Annotated in this window: 16 protein-coding genes and 1 pseudogene; 8 read left to right on the top strand and 9 right to left on the bottom strand. The window is 67.4% G+C overall.

The genetic code is table 11. The annotated features are described in order from the left end of the window. Window positions 1–38 precede the first annotated feature (38 nt). The 3 genes from ACZ75I_RS04735 to ACZ75I_RS04725 all read right to left on the bottom strand — a co-directional run bounded on the left by ACZ75I_RS04735 (window position 39) and on the right by ACZ75I_RS04725 (window position 3423). Window positions 39–1022, bottom strand: coding sequence for an aldo/keto reductase (locus tag ACZ75I_RS04735; RefSeq protein WP_134968804.1), 984 nt, complete (start codon window positions 1020–1022; stop codon window positions 39–41). A gap of 121 nt (window positions 1023–1143) precedes the next feature. Beyond that, window positions 1144–2307, bottom strand: a complete 1164-nt coding sequence (locus tag ACZ75I_RS04730) for a PilT/PilU family type 4a pilus ATPase (protein ID WP_061479777.1) — start codon at window positions 2305–2307, stop codon at window positions 1144–1146. A gap of 78 nt (window positions 2308–2385) precedes the next feature. Next, on the bottom strand, window positions 2386–3423 hold the full coding sequence (locus ACZ75I_RS04725) for a type IV pilus twitching motility protein PilT (RefSeq protein WP_004147099.1): 1038 nt from the start codon (window positions 3421–3423) through the stop codon (window positions 2386–2388). Window positions 3424–3510: 87 nt separating this feature from the next. On the opposite strand from ACZ75I_RS04725, the gene ACZ75I_RS04720 reads away from it, so the two are divergent. Then, a complete protein-coding gene (locus ACZ75I_RS04720) occupies window positions 3511–4188 on the top strand; it encodes a YggS family pyridoxal phosphate-dependent enzyme (RefSeq protein ID WP_231352589.1) in 678 nt (225 codons plus the stop codon). Window positions 4189–4206: 18 nt separating this feature from the next. Further along, on the top strand, window positions 4207–5028 hold the full coding sequence (proC, locus tag ACZ75I_RS04715) for a pyrroline-5-carboxylate reductase (protein ID WP_134969239.1): 822 nt from the start codon (window positions 4207–4209) through the stop codon (window positions 5026–5028). A 59-nt stretch (window positions 5029–5087) separates the two neighbouring features. Here the strand turns inward: proC and ACZ75I_RS04710 are convergent, their stop codons facing one another. Further along, complete coding sequence (locus ACZ75I_RS04710) at window positions 5088–5963, bottom strand: LysR family transcriptional regulator (protein WP_095377013.1); 876 nt, start codon at window positions 5961–5963, stop codon at window positions 5088–5090. A 98-nt stretch (window positions 5964–6061) separates the two neighbouring features. Here ACZ75I_RS04710 and ACZ75I_RS04705 point away from each other — a divergent pair, with 98 nt between their 5' ends. Continuing rightward, window positions 6062–6664 carry a short chain dehydrogenase gene (locus tag ACZ75I_RS04705; RefSeq protein WP_134969238.1) on the top strand — a complete coding sequence of 201 codons (603 nt, stop codon included), beginning with the start codon at window positions 6062–6064 and terminating at the stop codon, window positions 6662–6664. Between the two features lie 79 nt (window positions 6665–6743). Here ACZ75I_RS04705 and soxR read toward each other — a convergent pair whose 3' ends face one another. Then, on the bottom strand, window positions 6744–7178 hold the full coding sequence (soxR, locus tag ACZ75I_RS04700; protein WP_005415534.1) for a redox-sensitive transcriptional activator SoxR: 435 nt from the start codon (window positions 7176–7178) through the stop codon (window positions 6744–6746). A 29-nt stretch (window positions 7179–7207) separates the two neighbouring features. On the opposite strand from soxR, the gene ACZ75I_RS04695 reads away from it, so the two are divergent. Beyond that, the gene (locus ACZ75I_RS04695) at window positions 7208–8629 is read left to right on the top strand and encodes an MFS transporter (RefSeq protein ID WP_061479771.1); all 1422 of its coding nucleotides are present in this window, start codon (window positions 7208–7210) and stop codon (window positions 8627–8629) included. An 87-nt stretch (window positions 8630–8716) separates the two neighbouring features. On the opposite strand, the gene ACZ75I_RS04690 is transcribed toward ACZ75I_RS04695, so the two are convergent. Then, window positions 8717–10738 (bottom strand): esterase/lipase family protein, encoded by a 2022-nt coding sequence (locus ACZ75I_RS04690; protein WP_180869475.1) that lies wholly within the window; start codon window positions 10736–10738, stop codon window positions 8717–8719. Beyond that, window positions 10738–11712 carry an Lnb N-terminal periplasmic domain-containing protein gene (locus tag ACZ75I_RS04685; protein ID WP_180869548.1) on the bottom strand — a complete coding sequence of 325 codons (975 nt, stop codon included), beginning with the start codon at window positions 11710–11712 and terminating at the stop codon, window positions 10738–10740. The genes ACZ75I_RS04690 and ACZ75I_RS04685 overlap by 1 nt, the downstream gene beginning before the upstream one ends. Before the next feature lie 170 nt (window positions 11713–11882). On the opposite strand from ACZ75I_RS04685, the gene ACZ75I_RS04680 reads away from it, so the two are divergent. Beyond that, window positions 11883–12287 (top strand): GFA family protein, encoded by a 405-nt coding sequence (locus ACZ75I_RS04680; protein WP_072168213.1) that lies wholly within the window; start codon window positions 11883–11885, stop codon window positions 12285–12287. Window positions 12288–12565: 278 nt separating this feature from the next. Here the strand turns inward: ACZ75I_RS04680 and ACZ75I_RS04675 are convergent, their stop codons facing one another. Then, window positions 12566–14083 (bottom strand): MFS transporter, encoded by a 1518-nt coding sequence (locus ACZ75I_RS04675; RefSeq protein WP_472958762.1) that lies wholly within the window; start codon window positions 14081–14083, stop codon window positions 12566–12568. A gap of 107 nt (window positions 14084–14190) precedes the next feature. Between ACZ75I_RS04675 and ACZ75I_RS04670 the strand changes: the two are divergent. Continuing rightward, window positions 14191–15115: pseudogene (locus ACZ75I_RS04670) on the top strand (LysR family transcriptional regulator). A gap of 25 nt (window positions 15116–15140) precedes the next feature. Here ACZ75I_RS04670 and ACZ75I_RS04665 read toward each other — a convergent pair. Next, on the bottom strand, window positions 15141–16070 hold the full coding sequence (locus tag ACZ75I_RS04665) for a LysR substrate-binding domain-containing protein (RefSeq protein ID WP_180869484.1): 930 nt from the start codon (window positions 16068–16070) through the stop codon (window positions 15141–15143). A gap of 115 nt (window positions 16071–16185) precedes the next feature. On the opposite strand from ACZ75I_RS04665, the gene ACZ75I_RS04660 reads away from it, so the two are divergent. Together ACZ75I_RS04660 and ACZ75I_RS04655 are read left to right on the top strand one after the other, a co-directional pair. Next, the gene (locus ACZ75I_RS04660; RefSeq protein WP_472958761.1) at window positions 16186–16884 is read left to right on the top strand and encodes a glutathione S-transferase family protein; all 699 of its coding nucleotides are present in this window, start codon (window positions 16186–16188) and stop codon (window positions 16882–16884) included. An 87-nt stretch (window positions 16885–16971) separates the two neighbouring features. Further along, window positions 16972–17646, top strand: coding sequence for a class I SAM-dependent methyltransferase (locus ACZ75I_RS04655; RefSeq protein WP_180869486.1), 675 nt, complete (start codon window positions 16972–16974; stop codon window positions 17644–17646). The last annotated feature ends 2 nt before the right edge of the window (window positions 17647–17648 follow it).

Genomic DNA, 17648 nt, shown 5'->3' with positions numbered 1-17648 from the left:
CAAGGAGTGCGGACCAACGGTCCGCACCCGCCGGGTGGTCAGCCCTTGGCCTGCGCCGCACGCTGCGCGTTGTAGCGCTCGCCAACGATCGACACTTCGTCCAGCGCCTGCGCGATGCGTTGCAGTTCTTCCGGCGCCAGCTGCAGGTCGGCCGCGCCCAGGTTTTCTTCCAGGCGATGAACCTTGGTGGTGCCCGGAATCGGCACGATCCACGATGCCTGCGCGAGCAGCCAGGCCAGTGCGACCTGCGCAGGCGTCGCACCGCGCGCTGCCGCAATCGTGCTGATGCGATCCACCAGCGCCTGATTGGCGCGGCGCGCCTCCACTTCGAAACGCGGCACGCTGTTACGGAAGTCGTTGGCGTCGAAGGTGGTATCGGCGTTGATCGCACCGGTCAGGAAGCCGCGGCCCAGCGGGCTGAACGGCACGAAGCCGATGCCCAGCTCCTGCAGCGTCGGCAGCAGCTCACGCTCCGGTTCGCGCCACCACAGCGAGTACTCGCTCTGCACGGCGGTGACCGGCTGCACCGCATGCGCGCGACGCACGGTGGCAGCGCTCGCCTCGGACAGGCCGAAGTGGCCGACCTTGCCCTCGGCGATCAGGTCGCGCACGGTACCGGCCACATCCTCGATCGGCACGTTCGGGTCGACGCGGTGCTGGTAGAACAGATCGATATGGTCGGTACGCAGGCGCTTGAGGCTGGCTTCGGCCACGGCACGGATGTTCTCCGGGCGGCTGTCCAGGCCGGCATCGGTGCGCGCATCCTTGAAGCCAAACTTGGTGGCGATCACCAGCCTGTCGCGGTAGGGGGCCAAGGCCTGGCCGAGCAGGTCTTCGTTGGTGTACGGGCCGTACACCTCGGCGGTGTCGAAGAAGGTCACGCCGCGCTCGACGGCGGCGTGCAGCAGGGCAATGCCCTGGCTCGGTTCGACCGGCTGGCCGTAGGCATGGGTCAGGCCCATGCAACCCAGGCCCAGGGCGGAAACCTTCAGGCCGCTGCGGCCGAGTTCACGTGTCTGCATCGTCGTACTCCAGAGGGGGAATGCTGACGATACGCCTGCGGTGGCGATGGATTGAGCCGGCTGGACCGCAGTCGGTCATGACTGGAATTCATCAATCCGGTCATGACCGTTGCCGGTCAGGTCAGCGGATTTCGGAGATCTCCACCCCATCCAGCCCCTGCGACAGGGTGCGCGCGTCGCCGCCCTGGCTGAGCTTGATGCGCAGGCGCACCTCGTTCTGCGAATCGGCGTAACGCAGCGCGTCCTCGTAGCTGATCTCGCCGGCCTGGTACAGCTCGAACAGGCTCTGGTCGAAGGTCTTCATGCCCAGCTGGACCGAGTCCTTCATCACTTCCTTCAGCTTGTGGATCTCGCCGTCGCGGATGTAGTCCTGTACCAGTGGCGTGCCCAGCAGGATCTCCATCGCGACCTTGCGCGAGCGGCCATCGGGCGACGGCACCAGCTGCTGCGCGACCACGCCCTTGAGGTTCAGCGACAGGTCCATCAACAGCTGGTTGCGGCGGTCTTCCGGGAAGAAGTTGACGATGCGGTCCATCGCCTGGTTGGCATTGTTGGCATGCAGCGTGGCCAGCACCAGGTGGCCGGTTTCGGCGAACGCGATGGCGTGGTCCATGCCTTCGCGGGTACGCACCTCGCCGATCATGATCACGTCCGGCGCCTGGCGCAGGGTGTTCTTCAGCGCCGCTTCCCAGCTGTCGGTATCGATGCCGACTTCGCGCTGGGTGATGATGCAGCCCTCGTGCTTGTGCACGAATTCGATCGGGTCTTCGATGGTGATGATGTGGCCGGTTGAGTTCTGGTTGCGGTAACCGATCATCGCCGCCAGCGAAGTCGATTTACCGGTACCGGTGGCACCGACGAACAGGATGATGCCGCGCTTGGTCATCGCCAGCGTCTTGATGATCGGCGGCAGGCTCAGCTCTTCCACGGTCGGAATGCGCGTCTCGATGCGACGCAGCACCATGCCGACCTGGTTGCGCTGGTAGAAGCAGCTCACGCGGAAACGGCCGACACCGGACAGGCCGATGGCGAAGTTGCATTCGTGGGTCTTCTCGAATTCCTCGCGCTGCGCCGGGGTCATCACGTTGAGGACCAGGTCGCGGCTCTGCTGCGGCGTCAGTGGGGTCTGGGTGATCGGCGAGATCTTGCCGTTGACCTTCATCGCCGGCGGCATGCCGGCCGTGATGAACAGGTCCGAGGCGCGCTGGTGCGCCATCAGCTTGAGGAACGAAGTGAAATCGATGGTGGTCGCGGTGCTGTTCACGGCGGGCTCCCAAGAGGGCATGTACCAGGAAACGGTCGGTGGAGGAAACGGCACGGGGACGGCGCCGCACTGGTGCGCGCCGCCCGTCGCTGTCCCGCCTTACTCGAACAGGCGCTTGTCCTTGGCGTACTCGCGGGCCTGGTTGCGGGTGATCAGGCTGCGCTTGACCAGGTCCTGCAGATGCTGGTCCAGGGTCATCATGCCGTACTGCTGGCCGGTCTGGATGGCCGAGTACATCTGCGCCACCTTGTCCTCGCGGATCAGGTTGCGGATGGCCGGGGTGCCGACCATGATTTCCCACGCCGCGGTCCGGCCGCCGCCGACCTTCTTCAGCAGTGCCTGCGAGATCACCGCACGCAGCGACTCGGACAACATCGAACGCACCATCGGCTTTTCGCCAGCCGGGAACACGTCGATGATACGGTCGATGGTCTTGGCCGCCGAACTGGTGTGCAGGGTGCCGAACACCAGATGGCCGGTTTCCGCGGCAGTCAGTGCCAGGCGGATGGTTTCCAGGTCGCGGAGTTCGCCGACCAGGATGATGTCCGGGTCCTCACGCAGTGCCGAGCGCAGTGCTTCGTTGAAGCCATGCGTGTCACGGTGCACTTCGCGCTGGTTGATCAGGCACTTCTGCGAGGTGTGCACGAATTCGATCGGATCCTCGACGGTGAGGATGTGGCCGTATTCGTTCTTGTTGATGTAGTCGATCATCGCCGCGAGCGTGGTCGACTTGCCCGAGCCGGTCGGGCCGGTCACCAGGATCAGGCCCTGCGGTTGCTGGATCACCTCGCGGAACAGCGGCGGGCAGGCCAGGTCCTCAAGGGTGAGCACCTCGGACGGAATGGTACGGAACACCGCACCGGCGCCACGGTTCTGGTTGAACGCGTTCACACGGAAGCGCGCCAGCGACGGGATCTCGAAGGAGAAGTCCACTTCGAGGAATTCCTCGTAATCGCGGCGCTGCTTGTCGGACATGATGTCGTACACCAGCGCGTGGACCTGCTTGTGGTCCAGGGCCGGGATGTTGATCCGGCGAACGTCGCCGTCCACGCGGATCATCGGCGGCAGGCCTGCAGACAGGTGCAGGTCGGACGCTTTGTTCTTTACGGAAAACGCCAGCAGTTCGGCGATATCCATGAGCGGCTACTCCCCAATAACGGCTTCGACTGGAAGGATCTTTCCCCGGGCGGCAGTATAGCCTCCTGATTCAACGGAACGCGTTACGTGGCCACTCCCCTGCCCCAGATCCTGAGCAACCTGCATGCCGCCGCCGAGGCGGCCGGCCGGCCCGATCCGCGCCTGCTGGCCGTGTCCAAGACCCAACCGGCCGAGGCCGTGGCCGCGCTGGCCGCACAGGGCCAGCAGGCCTTCGGCGAGAACTATGTGCAGGAAGCGCTGGCCAAGATGCAGGCGCTGCAGCATCTGGCGCTGGAATGGCACTTGATCGGCCACCTGCAGTCGAACAAGGCCGAGGCCGTGGCCACCCACTTCGACTGGGTGCAGAGCGTGGACCGGCCCAAGCTGGTAACGGCGCTGGCGCGCCATCGCCCGGCCGCGCGCGGCCCGCTGAATGTGCTGATCCAGGTCAACATCGACGATGAATCCAGCAAGCACGGCTGTGCTCCGGAAGAAGTGGACGCACTGGCCGCGGCGATTGCCGCCGAGCCCACCCTGCGCCTGCGTGGCCTGATGGCGATTCCTGCGCCGTGGCCCGAGGTGGAGCGCCGTCGGGATGCGTTCGTGCGCATGCGCACACTCTTCCAGTCGCTGGCCGCCCAGCACGCACAGGTCGACACGCTGTCGATGGGCATGAGCAGCGACTACGCCGACGCCATCGCCGAGGGCGCCACCCTGGTGCGCATCGGCACCGCCCTGTTCGGCGCGCGCCCGCGCCCGGCCTGATTTTCCAAGGAGACATCCATGGCAGCTGATTCCATCACCTTCATCGGCGGCGGCAACATGGCGCGCAGCCTGATCGCCGGTCTGATCCGCCAGGGCGTGCCCGCCGCGCACATCCATGTGGCCGAACCGGTTGCAGCGCTGCGCGAGTCGCTGGCTGCCGACTTCGGCGTGCAGGTACACGACAACGCCACCGATGCCGCCGCACAGGGCAGCACCTGGCTGCTGGCGGTGAAGCCGCAGGTGCTGCGTGAGGTCTGCAAGTCGCTGCAGGCACTGGCCCAGGCAAACCGGCCACTGGTGGTGTCGATCGCTGCCGGCATCACCAGCGCACAGCTGGAGCGCTGGCTGGGTGGCAACCTGCCGGTGGTGCGCGCAATGCCCAATACCCCCGCTCTGCTCGGCGCCGGCGTGACCGGCCTGTATGCCACGCCCTCGGTGGATGCACAGCAGCACGCGCAGGCCGAACAGGTGCTGGCCAGTGCCGGGCGCACGGTGTGGATCGAACGCGAGGCACTGATGGATTCGGTCACCGCCGTGTCTGGCAGCGGGCCGGCCTATGTGTTCCTGCTGGCCGAAGCGATGGAAGCAGCGGGCATTGCCCAGGGCCTGCCGGCCGACGCCGCGCGCACGCTGGTGGTGCAGACCCTGCTGGGCGCCTCGCGCATGCTGGATGAGGCCGGTGAGAGCCCCGCAGAGCTGCGCCGCCGCGTGACGTCACCCAACGGCACTACCCAGGCCGCGATCGAGAGCTTCCAGGCTGGCGGCTTCGAGGCACTGGTGGACACCGCACTGCGCGCCGCGCAGGTGCGTGGACAGGAATTGTCTGCGGCGAATGATTGATCCCGATGTGTGCCGACCAACGGTCGGCACCTACCATCATCCACGCATGGCGTGGATGTTCATTGCCCCAACGTGGCCATGACGAAATCCACGAAGCACTGCAAACGCGGGCGCGGGCGTCGATCGGGCAGGTAGATCAGGTGCATCGGCCGCGGTTCGGGCAGGTAGTCGCGCAGCAGCGGCTTCAACCGCCCCGCTGCGATCTCCGCCGCCAGCAGTGCGGTGGGCTGCAGTACCAGCCCGGCCCCGGCCACGGCGGCTTCGCGCAACGCGAAGCCATCGTTGCTGCTCAGCCGTGCCTCCCAGTCGACCTGTTCGCCGTTGGCCAACTGCCAACCATGCCCGCCGCGCCAGGCCAGGTGGCTCAGACAGTCGTGCCCCTGCAGGTCATCCGGTGTTCGCGGCGTGCCGCGCCTGCGCAGGTAAGACGGCGCCGCGCACAGGCTCATCGCATACGGCGGCAGCGGCCGCGCCACCACCTCCTGCGATGGCAACGGCCCGACCCGGATCGCCGCGTCGAAGCCATCTTCGATCAGGTCCACGCGGCGGTTGCTCAGGTCAAGCTCGATATTCAACTGCGGCTGCGCGCGCAGCAGGCCGGCCAGCTGCGGCGCCAGCACGCAGCTGCCCCAGGTGGTGGGCGCGCTGACCCGCAACAGGCCACGCGGCTGTACCTGCAGGCCGGCCACATCGGCCTCGGCCTGCTGCACCTGCTCCAGCACCTGCCGGCACCCGGCCAGGTAGGCGCTGCCGGCTTCGGTCAAGCGCTGGCGGCGGGTGTTCCGTTGCAGCAACGCGGTGCCCAGATGTGCTTCCAACTGCTGGATGTACTTGCCCACCATCACCGCCGACACCTGCAGCTGTTCGGCGGCCCCTGCAAAGCTGCCGCGCTCGGCCACGGCGACGAAGGCCTGCATGCAGCGAAGGGTATCCATTGCTAATCCAGAGTTAGGAATCTGCGAATCATACGCCGCTTACCTAACCCCGCTGTGACGGCGCAGACTGCGCTCACTCCCACACGCAAGGAACGGCCATGAAGATCCTCCTCGTCGGTGCCAGTGGCACCCTCGGCCAGGCAGTCGCCCGTCAGCTCGGCCAACAGCATCAGATTCTCGCCGCCGGCCGCCACAGTGGCGAACTGCGCGTGGACCTGACCGACGACGCCAGCGTCGCCGCGCTGTTTGCGCGTACCGGTGCAGTCGATGCGGTGATCTCCACCGCCGGCAAGTTGCACTTCGGTCCGCTGCAGGACATGACGCCCGAGCAGTTCAACCTGGGCCTGCAGGACAAGCTGCTGGGCCAGGTGCGGCTGGCACTGGCCGCCCAGCACCATCTCAACAGTGGCGGCTCGATCACCCTGACCAGCGGCATCGTCAGCGCACAACCGATCCGCGACGGCGTCAACGCCACCGCAGTGAATGCCGCACTGGAAGGCTTCGTGCGCGCCGCCGCACTGGAACTGCTCCCGCGCGGCCTGCGCATCAACGTGGTCAGCCCGAACGTACTGATCGAATCGATGGCGGCCTACGGCCCCTACTTCCCGGGCTTCGAAGCGGTAAGCGCGCAACGCGCCGCACTGGCCTTCCAGCGTGCAGTGGAAGGCATCCAGAGCGGCGAGACGATCACGGCCTGGTAAGAAAAAGGGGACGGAGGGGATTAAGTCGTTTTCGTCCCCCCGGGCATGGCCCGGCGCTACCGGGAGCGCGTCCCCTTTTTCATTCCCAGCGCATCGGGCCATCGCCGCGTTCGCCGAGAACGTCGCCAGGGTTGGCCAGGCGGCAATGCTGCAGTGACAGGCAGCCACAGCCGATGCAGCCGGTCAGTTCATCGCGCAGCAGCTGCAGCATGTGGATGCGCTCTTCCAGCTCGGTGCGCCAGCGCGCGGACAGCTTGGCCCAGTCAGCCTTGGTCGGTGCACGGCCTTCAGGCAGGCTCTCGAAGGCGCGGCCGACCGCTTCCAGTGGCATGCCCACCCGCTGCGCAACGCGGATCACTGCCAGCCGGCGCAGCACGTCGCGGCTGTAACGGCGTTGGTTGCCCGAGGTGCGCAGGCTGCTGATCAGCCCCTTGCGCTCGTAGAAATGCAGTGCGGAAACGGCCACGCCACTGCGCTGGGAGACCTCGCCAACGCTGAGTTCCTGGGATGCCATTGCTTGACCTCAACTATAGTTGAGGTGGCATGCTGCTATCTTCGCCGCCCGTTGACAAGCGCGGCCCGCACCTGACAGGTATGACCCCGACCCTCTCTCCCGCCGACACCCGCCTGCCGGCTGACACATCGATCCTGTCCGCGCGCTACCGCGCCACCACCCTCGGCATGGTCGCGCTGGTCGCGCTGCACGCCTTCGAAGCATTGGCCGTCGCGGCCGCGATGCCCACGGTGGCCGAAGCACTCAGCGGCCTGCGCCTGTATGCGCTGGCCTTCGGTGGCACCCTGGCCACCAGCGTGATCGGCATGACCCTGGCCGGACGCTGGGCCGACCGCCAGGGCCCGGCACGGCCGCTGTGGTACGGCCTGGCCTGCTTCGTGCTGGGCCTGCTGCTGGCCGGCTTCGCCGTGCGCATGGGCATGCTGGTGGCCGGGCGCCTGCTGCAGGGCCTGGGTGCGGGCGCGATTTCGGTCTCGCTGTACGTGATGGTCGGCCGCAGCTACCCCGAGCACCTGCGGCCGAAGGTGTTCGCGGCATTCTCGGCGGGCTGGGTGGTGCCCTCGATGGTCGGCCCGGCGCTGAGCGGCCTGATCGTCCAGCATCTCGGCTGGCGCTGGGTGTTCCTGGCAGTGCCGCTGCTGGCAGTCCCTGCTGCCCTGTTGCTGCGGCCTGCGCTGGCGCGCATGCAGGCCTCCGCCGACAGCAACGACGACGAGGGGCGCGGCAACGTCGTACGTTGGGCCAGTGGTGCATCGCTGGCGGCGCTGCTGCTGTACTTCGGCGGCCAGCAGCACGGTCCGACCGCCCTGCTCTGCATCGGCGTGGCGATGCTGGCGCTGCTGCTATGCGTGCATCGCCTGCTGCCGGCCGGAACGCTGATCCTGCGCAGGGGCCTGCCCAGCGTGATTGCACTGCGCGGCATCGCCGCTGCCGCATTCTTCGCCTGCGAAGCCTACCTGCCGCTGCTGCTGCAGCGCGAACGCGGACTCCCGCCCAGCTGGGCCGGCGCTGTGCTCAGCCTCGGCGCACTCGGTTGGTTCGCCGGCTCCTGGCTGCAGGGTCACCAGCAGCGCGGCTGGTCACGCCAGCAGCTGCTGCGCGTCGGCACGGCGATGATGACAGTCGGCATCGCCGCAACGCTTGCGGTGTTGTTCAATGCAGTGCCATTGCCGGTGGCCCTGGTGGGCTGGACGGTCACCGGTTTCGGCATGGGCATGATCTACGCCAGCCTCTCGGTACTCACGCTTTCGCTGTCAGCAGCGCATGAGCAGGGTGCCAACACGTCGGCCCTGCAGCTGAGCGAGGCCCTGTCGGTGACCACCGCGCTGGCGGTCTCCGGTGCGTTGTTCGCGCTGTTCGTGGAAAGCGCGCCGCACACCGGCTACCTGCTGTGCCTGGCGATCACCTTCGGCCTGGCGGTGCTGGCTGCGGTGATCGCGCGGCGGGTGTAGCGCCGCCGGGTTTCGGCGGTGCCGGCCGCTGGCCGGCACCATCACGGGATTCCCGCGTGCGCGGAGAGTACCGGCCAGCGGCCGGCACTACCGGGTCCCCGTCCCCACGTCATCGATATCCCGGTGCAGGATGCGCCGCACTTCCAGCACCGCTTGCGGGGTCTCCTGCACGCTGTGGCCGGAAATGATCACCTTCTCCGACTGTGCACCCGGCAGGTGCGCACTCCAGTACGGCACCAGTCCGTCATCGGACTTGTCCACCGGCAGCTCCGGCTTGCGCTGGGCGATGATCGAGTGGTACTTCAGTCCCGCTTCGATCGGCAGCTGCGCTGCGGCCTTGACGAACGGATCGCTGGCCTTGAGGTTGTCGATGCTGTTGGGGATCTTCGGCTTGGCCGTGCCATCGACCTGCTGCTCGGCCTGCGCCAGCGCCATGAACACGTCCTCGAACTTGCCGAGGATGGTCAGTGGCAGGCGCACCAGCCGGCCCAGCAGGCGCCCGACCTTGTTGCCGGCAATATCAGTGCCCTGGTGCGGCGCAGCGATGAAGATTGCGCGCTCCACGTTCGGCTGTGCCTTGAAATGCAGCAACGGCCCCAGCTTGTTCTGCACGCGCTTCAGACGCTCGCCCTTCAGGTCATAGTTGGCCAGCAGGTCGTTCCACAGCACGTCACCGGAATCGCTCACCAGCAGCCGCGCGAGCACGCCGCCCATGCTGTGGCCGATGTAGACCATGTCCTTCGATGCACGCGTGCTGCCATTGGGATCGAAGTGCTTCAGCGTGTCGTTGAACGCGTTGGCGATCTCGTAGCGGTTCAGCGCGATCGGTGCGTTGGTCGGGTAATAGACCTGCCACACCTGGAACTGCTGGCGCAGCTCGGGGTCGCCCATGATCTCGTTGGCCAGGTTCACCCAGGCTTCCGGGCTGCTGGCCAGGCCGTGCAGCATGAAGATGATGCGGCGGTTCGGGTCCCACGGCTGCATCAGGTAGATGTGTGGCTCGCCGATGCCCTCGCTCATGCCGAACAGGGTGCGCAGTGACTGCCGGGCGAAGCCGCTCTGGGCAAGCCACAGGCCGTAGGCTGCGGTGAAATTGCCGGCCAGCGGCACCTGCTCGCCGTGCAGGGTGATGCGCTCGGTGGCTTCCGGCGAATAGGCATCCAGTTCAACCCGGCGCGTCCGCATCACATCGTCCAGGCTGCTGCCTTCGAAGCGCAGCAACGCGGTGACGTTGATCGAGGACATCTCGCTGAACTCGGGCACCGAATCGTCATGCCGATGACGGCGGCCACGGCGTGCGCCCTCTTCGTCATCCTGCGGTGTCTCGGCCTTCGGGCCCTCAGGCGCGATCACCGGTGCGACCAGCTTCGGCGGGTCCATCACCATCACCAGCTCGGCACCGAAGCCATCACGGCGATAAGTACTGCGCAGCCCGACGAAGCTGACCGTGCCGGCCGGCACCAGCTGCGCGGGAATGCTTTTCAGGTTCAGCTGCTGGTAGTTGGAGGCCAGCGACCAGCTGCCAACCGAGATCGGCTTCGTGTAGTCCTCGCCCGCCAACGCAGCGGCGCGCGCACGCACGAACAGCACCACCGCTGCCTTCTCGGCGGCGTAGTTGTAGTAGTCGCGCACCTGTGTCTGCCGGTCCTCGAAGGCACGGTCGGACGGCGAGCGGCCGCTGTAGAACAGGTAGGCATAGGCGTAGCGCGCGGCTTCCAGCCAGGCGTCCAGCGCTGCGTCGCTCATCGGCGGATCACCGGCTGCGGTCTTCTTAGGCGTCAGCGCCAGCGCGGCCTTCACCCACAGTTCGGACAGCGCCGACAGCCGCTGCTCGACATTGAGATCGTCGGTCATCAGCAGCGTGCTGCGGCAGACCAGGAAGTCCTTCTCGCACTGCGATTCGTCCAGGCCTGCCGCGCTGAGCGTCTCGCGCGCGGCGGGGCTGAGCTTGCCGGTATTGAGCACGTCGGCACGCTTGTTGACCAGCGAATCGCTGGATTTGACCTGCTTGACGGTGACCATCGCGCAACCGCTGCTGCCCAGCAGCAGGAAGGTGGCGAACAACACCGGCAGCGCACGCTGCCAGCGGATCAGGAGGAGTCGAGTCATTACTGCGGGTCCTGCTCGGTGCCGGGCACGCCCTGGCGGATTACGGTGGAGAAGTGTTCGCCGCTGCCCAGGTCCAACGCACGCTGGGTGATGCGGCCCTTGTCGTGCAGCTCGGCGTACGGCACACCCGGGGTCAGTGCACCGACTTCCTGTGCGTACTCGGCCAGGTACCCGGACAGCAGCAGGCGGTAGTCCAGCGGCAGGCGCGGCGCGATGTGGCGGGCCAGGTCGAAGACGATGGTGGTGCAGTTGCTGGTGAGCGTATTGTAGAAGCCCGGCTTCGCATCCAGTTCGCGTGCCTGTGCGACGAACGCGGCAAACAGCTCCTTCAACTGCGCACGGTCCATGCCATGCAGGCGGTACAGGTAGACATCCTCACCGCGCGCATTGGTGCGGGTGCGGATGATGTCGGTCTCCTCCGCGGCCACCAGGGTCATCTCGAACTTGCGGAAGAAGCCGCCCAGTGCCGAGAACGATTCGCCGCGCTCCTTGCGGATCTCCAGCGAGAACACCACGTGGCGCCCATCCTCGAAGCCAAACGAGATGAGGGTGTGAGCGATCGCCGGGCCCATCCAGTACGACAGCACCAGGTCGGCCGAGCGCAGCTGGTCCAGGTCGTACGCGCGGCGCACCCAGTGCGCGTCGTAATCGGTTTCGCTGCGCCAGGTGAAATCACGCACGTTGTCGAACACCACGTGGCGCCCGTCGAAGGACACCACATGCAGGCGCTGGGCCACGTCGTCGGCCCATACGCGGTCCTGGCGCGGGGTCAGCAGCAGCCACCAGAGGCCAGCCAGCGCCAGCGAAGCGCCGAACGCCAGGCCCAGGCGACGGCTGCTGCGGCCACGCGCGACCCGCCACGAGGCCCACAGCGCAGCCAGCAGCCACAGCACGGCAATACCGTTCGCCAGCCAGCCCGGCCCGGGCATCTGGTAAGCCAGCAGCCCGGTCAGCCACAACGCTGCCAGCGCCATGGCACTTCCTGTCATCCAACGTCCTGCGGCTCTCACTGGCATCCTGTCGCGGTCCCGAAGCCGCATAGTTAGCCACAAGCGGGTTCACCGTGGCATCTACGGCCCGTTCAGGCACGCCGGCGCACCGTCTGCGGCGGCCCCGCGGCCAGATGAATCACACAGGAGCAACGATGGGCATCACTTCCGTGGCCGGCGTTCCGGTCCAACCCCGGCACCGCGCAACCTGTCACTGCGGCACGGTCGAGCTGCTGCTGGACCTGCCGGACGGGATCGTCGATCCCCGCCGCTGCGACTGCTCGATGTGCCGCCGCCGTGGCGCCATCGCCGCCAGCGTCCCCCGTCAGGGCCTGCAGGTGGTGCGCGGGCAGCATCACCTGCAGAAGTACCAGTTCAACACCCATGTGGCGGAGCACTACTTCTGCGGCGTGTGCGGCATCTACACCCATCACCGGCGCCGCTCCAACCCGGACGAGTACGGCTACAACGTGGCCTGCCTGGAAGGCATCGACCCGTTCGCGCTGGGGGTCATTCCGGTCAGCGACGGGATCAATCACCCGTCAGACCGCAGCGACTAGTGGCGCGTGCGCCGCGGCGGCGTGGCGATCTTCTGCCAGGGCGCCATGCCGCTGCGCCCCGCCCGCGCGGGTCGTTTCAGCCAAGGCCGGCGTGGCGGCGCCTGCGGCGCATCCGCGACCGGGGGAGGAAGCGGTCGACGGCTGGGCCAGAGATGGTCGAGCAGCCACATGGCGGGTCTCCGTGGGGGACGGGGCCGATCAACATTAGACCTGGATGGGCATGGGTGGCGTGAGCGGAAGACGACAACGGGATGACGGCGGAGGGGGCGATGAGCCTGCTACGCCGTATGCTCGGCCAACGTGCCTTTGCGTTTTCGTAGCAACAGGTGCAACAACACAGCACACACAGCCGTCAGCAGCGCCAGTACACGCAGCAGTGTTGCCAGCGCCTTGGCGCTGACCTGCTGCAGCTGCTCACCGCTCATCGCCGGCAGCAGTGCCGCCGCCTGGTCGCGGGACCCGCTCGCCAGATAGGCACCGGCGCGTGCCAACGACGAGGGCGATGCCCCATGCAGCTGCTGGTCGACCAGCATCGCCAGCAGCGCCGTCACTGCGGCCAGGGCGATGCCTTCGCCCGCTACCCGCACGGTTCCGAAGATGCCGGCGGCCATGCCCGCACGCTGTACAGGCACCACGCTCACCGACAGTCCATCCATCAGGCCCCATGGCAAGGCCGTCCCTGCACCGACCAGCATCAGCAACGGCACCCACTGCAAGGGCGACGGCTGCGATGCGTGGCGCGACAACAGGTACAGGCCAGAGGCACAGACCAGCAGTCCCAGCGTGCACAGCCGCGCACTTCCAACGCGCTCCGCCCAGCGCGCAGCCAGCATCGGCAGCACCAGCATTGGCGCGGACAGCGCCAGCATCTGCAGTCCCACCAGCGTCGTGCTCTGGCCATGCACGCCCAGCAGTTGCAGAGGAAACACGACCAGCAGCACCACGTAGCCCAGGCAGGTCGCCACCGGCAGCAGCTGGACGCCGAGAAACGCCGGTTGCCAGAACAGTGAGAGGTCCAGCAACGGGGAAGGATGCAGCCGTTCGGTATAGACGAACGCGCCGCCCAACAGCAGCGTCGCCAACAGCGCCAGCTGCACGCGACCGGCGTGCAGGCCGTACTCGCCCAGCCACAGCAGGGCCAGGGTCAATGCCGCCAGCATCAGGCTGAAGCCCAGCATGCCGGCGATGTCCAGCCGTCCGCGCTCGCCCCGGCTTTCGGGCAACGCGCGCGCGGCCAGTGCGAACGCCGCCAACGTCAGCACACCGCCTGCAGCGAACACGCTGCGCCAGCCCAGCGCCTGCAGCAGCAGGCCCGCGAGCAGCGGCCCCAGCGCCAGGCCCGCACCGAATGTCGTGCCCAGCAGGGCGAAGACACGGGCACGCCTCGGTCCCTGCCAGCCCTGCGCCAGCGCAGCGGTGCCCGAGGCCAGCGCTGCGGCAGCGGCAACGCCCTGCAGAGCGCGTGCCAGATCCAGCCACAGCAGCGTAGGCGACAGGCATACAGCGGCCGTCGCGACGGTGAAGCCGGCCGTGCCCAGCAGGAACATCCGCCGTCGGCCATGGCGATCAGCCAAGCCACCGGCAGCGAGCAGCAGGCTGCCGAAGGTGAGCATGAAGGCGTTGGTCACCCAGGCCAGCGCAGTGGGCGATGCCACTGAGGAGCGGGACAGCACCGGCACCGCGACGGCGCCGGCGGTGAAGGACAACGGCAGCGCCAGCGCGGCCAGGCAAACCGCAAGCAGCGTCCAGCGTTGCGGCGTCTGGGCAGGTACAGGGAGCATCGGAACCGGGGCCATGCGGGCCTCCATCCATCAGGGGCATTGATGATGGGCGGGCCGTTATTCCTGAAAAACAGGCTCTATGGACGTTGATTGCGGCCATATGTTCCGCAATCATGTCGGTCATGGACTCCATCTCTGCCCTGCTCGCCTTCGTCCGAACCGCAGAGGCGGGCAGCATCGTCGGCGCCGCCCGCGTACTCGGCCTGTCCGCCTCGGCGGTAGGCAAGCGCATCGCCCGCCTTGAACAGAACCTGGGCACCCGTTTGTTCCAGCGCACCACCCGCCGCGTGCACCTCACCGACGAAGGCGAACTGCTGCTGCAGCGCTGCCGCCGCGCACTGGATGAACTTTCCGAAGCGCAGGCGGACCTGGCGCAACGACAGCACGCTCCCAGTGGGCTGCTGCGCATTGGCCTGCCCACCATCGGCTACCGTTTCCTTCTACCGGTGCTGCCCGGATTCCAGCAACGCTACCCCCAGGTGCAGCTGGAACTGGAGTTCAATGACCGCATCGTCGACGTGGTCAGCGAAGGGCTGGACGCGGTGATACGCAGCGGCGAACTGGCCGATTCCAGCCTGACCGCACGGCGACTGGGCGGCTTTCGTTTCATCCTCTGTGCGGCACCGGGGTATCTGAAGGCGCACGGCATTCCCGGTGATGTAGGCGACCTGCGCCTGCACACCGCGCTGCGCTTCCGTTACCCCACCACCGGAAAACTGCATCCGTGGCAGCTGCCGGGCATCGAAGGCGACGCCGGGGCGCGCCTTTCCACGGCGATGACCTGCAACAACATGGAAGCCGTGCTGGCCGCTGCGATCGGTTGCATGGGCCTGGCCTGGATGCCTGACTTCCTCGCCGCCGACGCGCTGGCCGACGGCCGCCTGCAACAGGTGTTGCCCACACTACCTACGCACCAGGGGCAGTTCTCGCTGCTATGGCCCGGTGGGCGCCATCCCAGTGCACGCCTGCGGGTGTTCATCGACTATGCCGTCGCGAACCTGTTCCAGGACGCCTCATAAAAAGGGGACGGAGGGGATTAAGTCGTAATCGGCCCTACTGTGCCCGAAACGACCTAATCCCCTCCGTCGCCTTTTTCCCTGGGCGCTGGCGCTGCGTTGAGCTGGTAATGCGCGACCAGCGCTTCCACCACCGCGCGCACGCCCGGCAACTGTCCACGACGATGCGGCAGCAGCACGCTGGTGGTCACTTCGCCGGCATGCCACGCCGGCAGGACCTGCTGCAGGCGGCCGGCCGCAATCGCTGCGGCACACAGGCTGTGCGGCAACACCGTGATGCCAAGGCCCGCTTCGGCCGCCGCGACCAGAAGCTGCGACTCATTGCCGACCAGCGCCACCTGCGGTTCCACCTGCACGGTGCGGGCGTCGGCGCTGTGCAGTGTCCAGCGCGTTGCGTGGCGCGCCGTCAGCAGGCCGGCATGCGCGCGTAGCTGCTCGGGCGTATCCACTGCTGGCGCGGCTGCCAGATAGCCAGGCGACGCCACCAGCACGATGCGTTCTCTACTCAGCGAGCGCTGCACCAAACCGGAATCCGGCAGCGGACCGAAGTGGCTGCGTAAGGCAATGTCGATGCCTTCCTGCGCCAGGTCGACGAAACGATCACTCACTTCAACTTCGATGCGCAGCCGCGGATAGCGGCGGGCCAACGGGGGCAGGCACACGGCGAGCTCGCCCTGCACCACCGGAATCGAAGCGCTGATGCGCACGGTGCCACTCGGTTCGGCCTGGCGGTCACGGACAATGGCCTCGGCGGACTCCACCTCGGACAACGCCGCGCGTGCGCGATCAAAGAACGCCTGGCCGACTTCGGTCAGCGCGAAGCGCCGCGAACTGCGTTGCAGCAGCCGTACCTCGAGGTGTTCTTCCAGCAGCGCCACGCGCTTGCTCAACGTCGAGCGCGGCAGGCCCAGATGGCGTCCGCCTGCTGCAAAACCGCCCTGCTCCACTGCGGCCACGAACAGGGCCAGATCGTTGAGGTTGAGCATGCGCAACGTCCACAGGTGTGGACTTCAGGATGCCATTCGAACCGCTTCCGGGGCAATGTCCACGCAGGCACGCTTTCCTCACCCGCCGCATCGCGGCTTGAACCGGAAACCTGCCATGACCCCGATCCTCTTCTACGGCGTGCCCTCGGGCTGCTCGTTCGGCTCCATCGTCGCGCTGGAATGGCTGCGCCAGCCGTATCACCTGTGCCGTATCGACATGCCCGGCCAGGTGCAGGGCGAAGACTATCGCCGCCTCAATCCACTGGGCGAAACCCCCACTCTGTGCACCGCGCAGGGCGAACTGCTCAGCGAGAGCCTGGCCATCCTCAACCACCTGGCCGCCAAGGGCGTTGCGCAGGGGCTGGGCTTCGCACAGGGCACCTCCGGCTTCGACCGCCTCAACCACCGGCTGGCCTATCTCAACACCAGCTTCTTCGGTGCCTACGCCCCGCTCTGGCACGCGCTGGAACACGCCGAGGGCGATGACGGCAAGGCGCTGCGTGCCTATGGCACCACCAAGGTGCGCCAGGCCCATCAGGCGCTGGAGCAGATGCTCAGCACAGGCCCGTGGCTGCTGGGCGAGCAGCGCAGCTTCGCCGACGCCTACTTCGCCGGCATCGCGCGCTGGAACGACTACCACCAGGTGGTCGATCGCCGCGAGTTCCCCAGGGTGCAGCAGCTGTTCGAGCGCTTGCAGGACGACGCCGGCGTGCAGTTCGCCCACGCCATCGAAGCACAGCGGCCGGCTACCAGCAGCGGCGGCTTCCTCGGCGACGTGCGGCTGGAAGACGTGCTTGAGGCCGCGGCGGCCTGAATCCTGCCCTGCCTGTCCGGCAGCGGCGCGCAATGCCCCTTGCGCGCCGCGCTACAGTGATATGTCCTCCGCCGCAGCAATCCACGCATGTCCACGTTCTCCGACCCGCAGGCGGTGGCCCGCTATGCCGAAGCACCGCTGCGCCAGGTGCCCGGTTTCCTCGCCCTGCAGCAGATGAGTCGCCTGCTGCTGGCCGAACGCGTTCCCGCGCAGGGCCGCGTGCTGGTACTCGGTGCCGGGGGTGGGCTGGAGCTGAAGGCCTTTGCGGAGGCGCAACCGGGCTGGCAGCTGCTGGGCGTGGATCCGGCCGCGCCGATGCTCGCGCTGGCCGAGCAGACACTGGGCCCGTTGAACGCACGCGTTGAGCTGCTGGAAGGCTACATCGACGATGCACCGGACGTGCGCTTCGATGGTGCCAGCTGCCTGCTGACCCTGCACTTCCTCGACGCCGGGCAGCGCCTGCACACGCTCCGCGAGCTGCACAGGCGCCTGCAGCCCGGCGCGCCGCTGGTGGTGTCCCACCACAGCGTGCCGCAGGATCCGGTCGGCAAGCTGCGCTGGTTGCAGCGCTACGCCGCGTTCGCCGAAGCCTCGGGCGTTGCCCACGCCGATGCACAGCGCGCGATCGACGCCATTGCCGAGCGGCTGCCGCTGCTGGCCCCCGAACAGGAGGTCGCCCTGCTGCAGGAGGCCGGCTTCGACGGCGTGGAGCTGTTCTATGCGGGCTTCAGCTTCAAGGGCTGGGTGGCGTACGCCGGCTGATG

This window comes from Stenotrophomonas sp. X (assembly GCF_055721025.1).
This window is presented reverse-complemented; position numbering and strand designations above follow the sequence as displayed.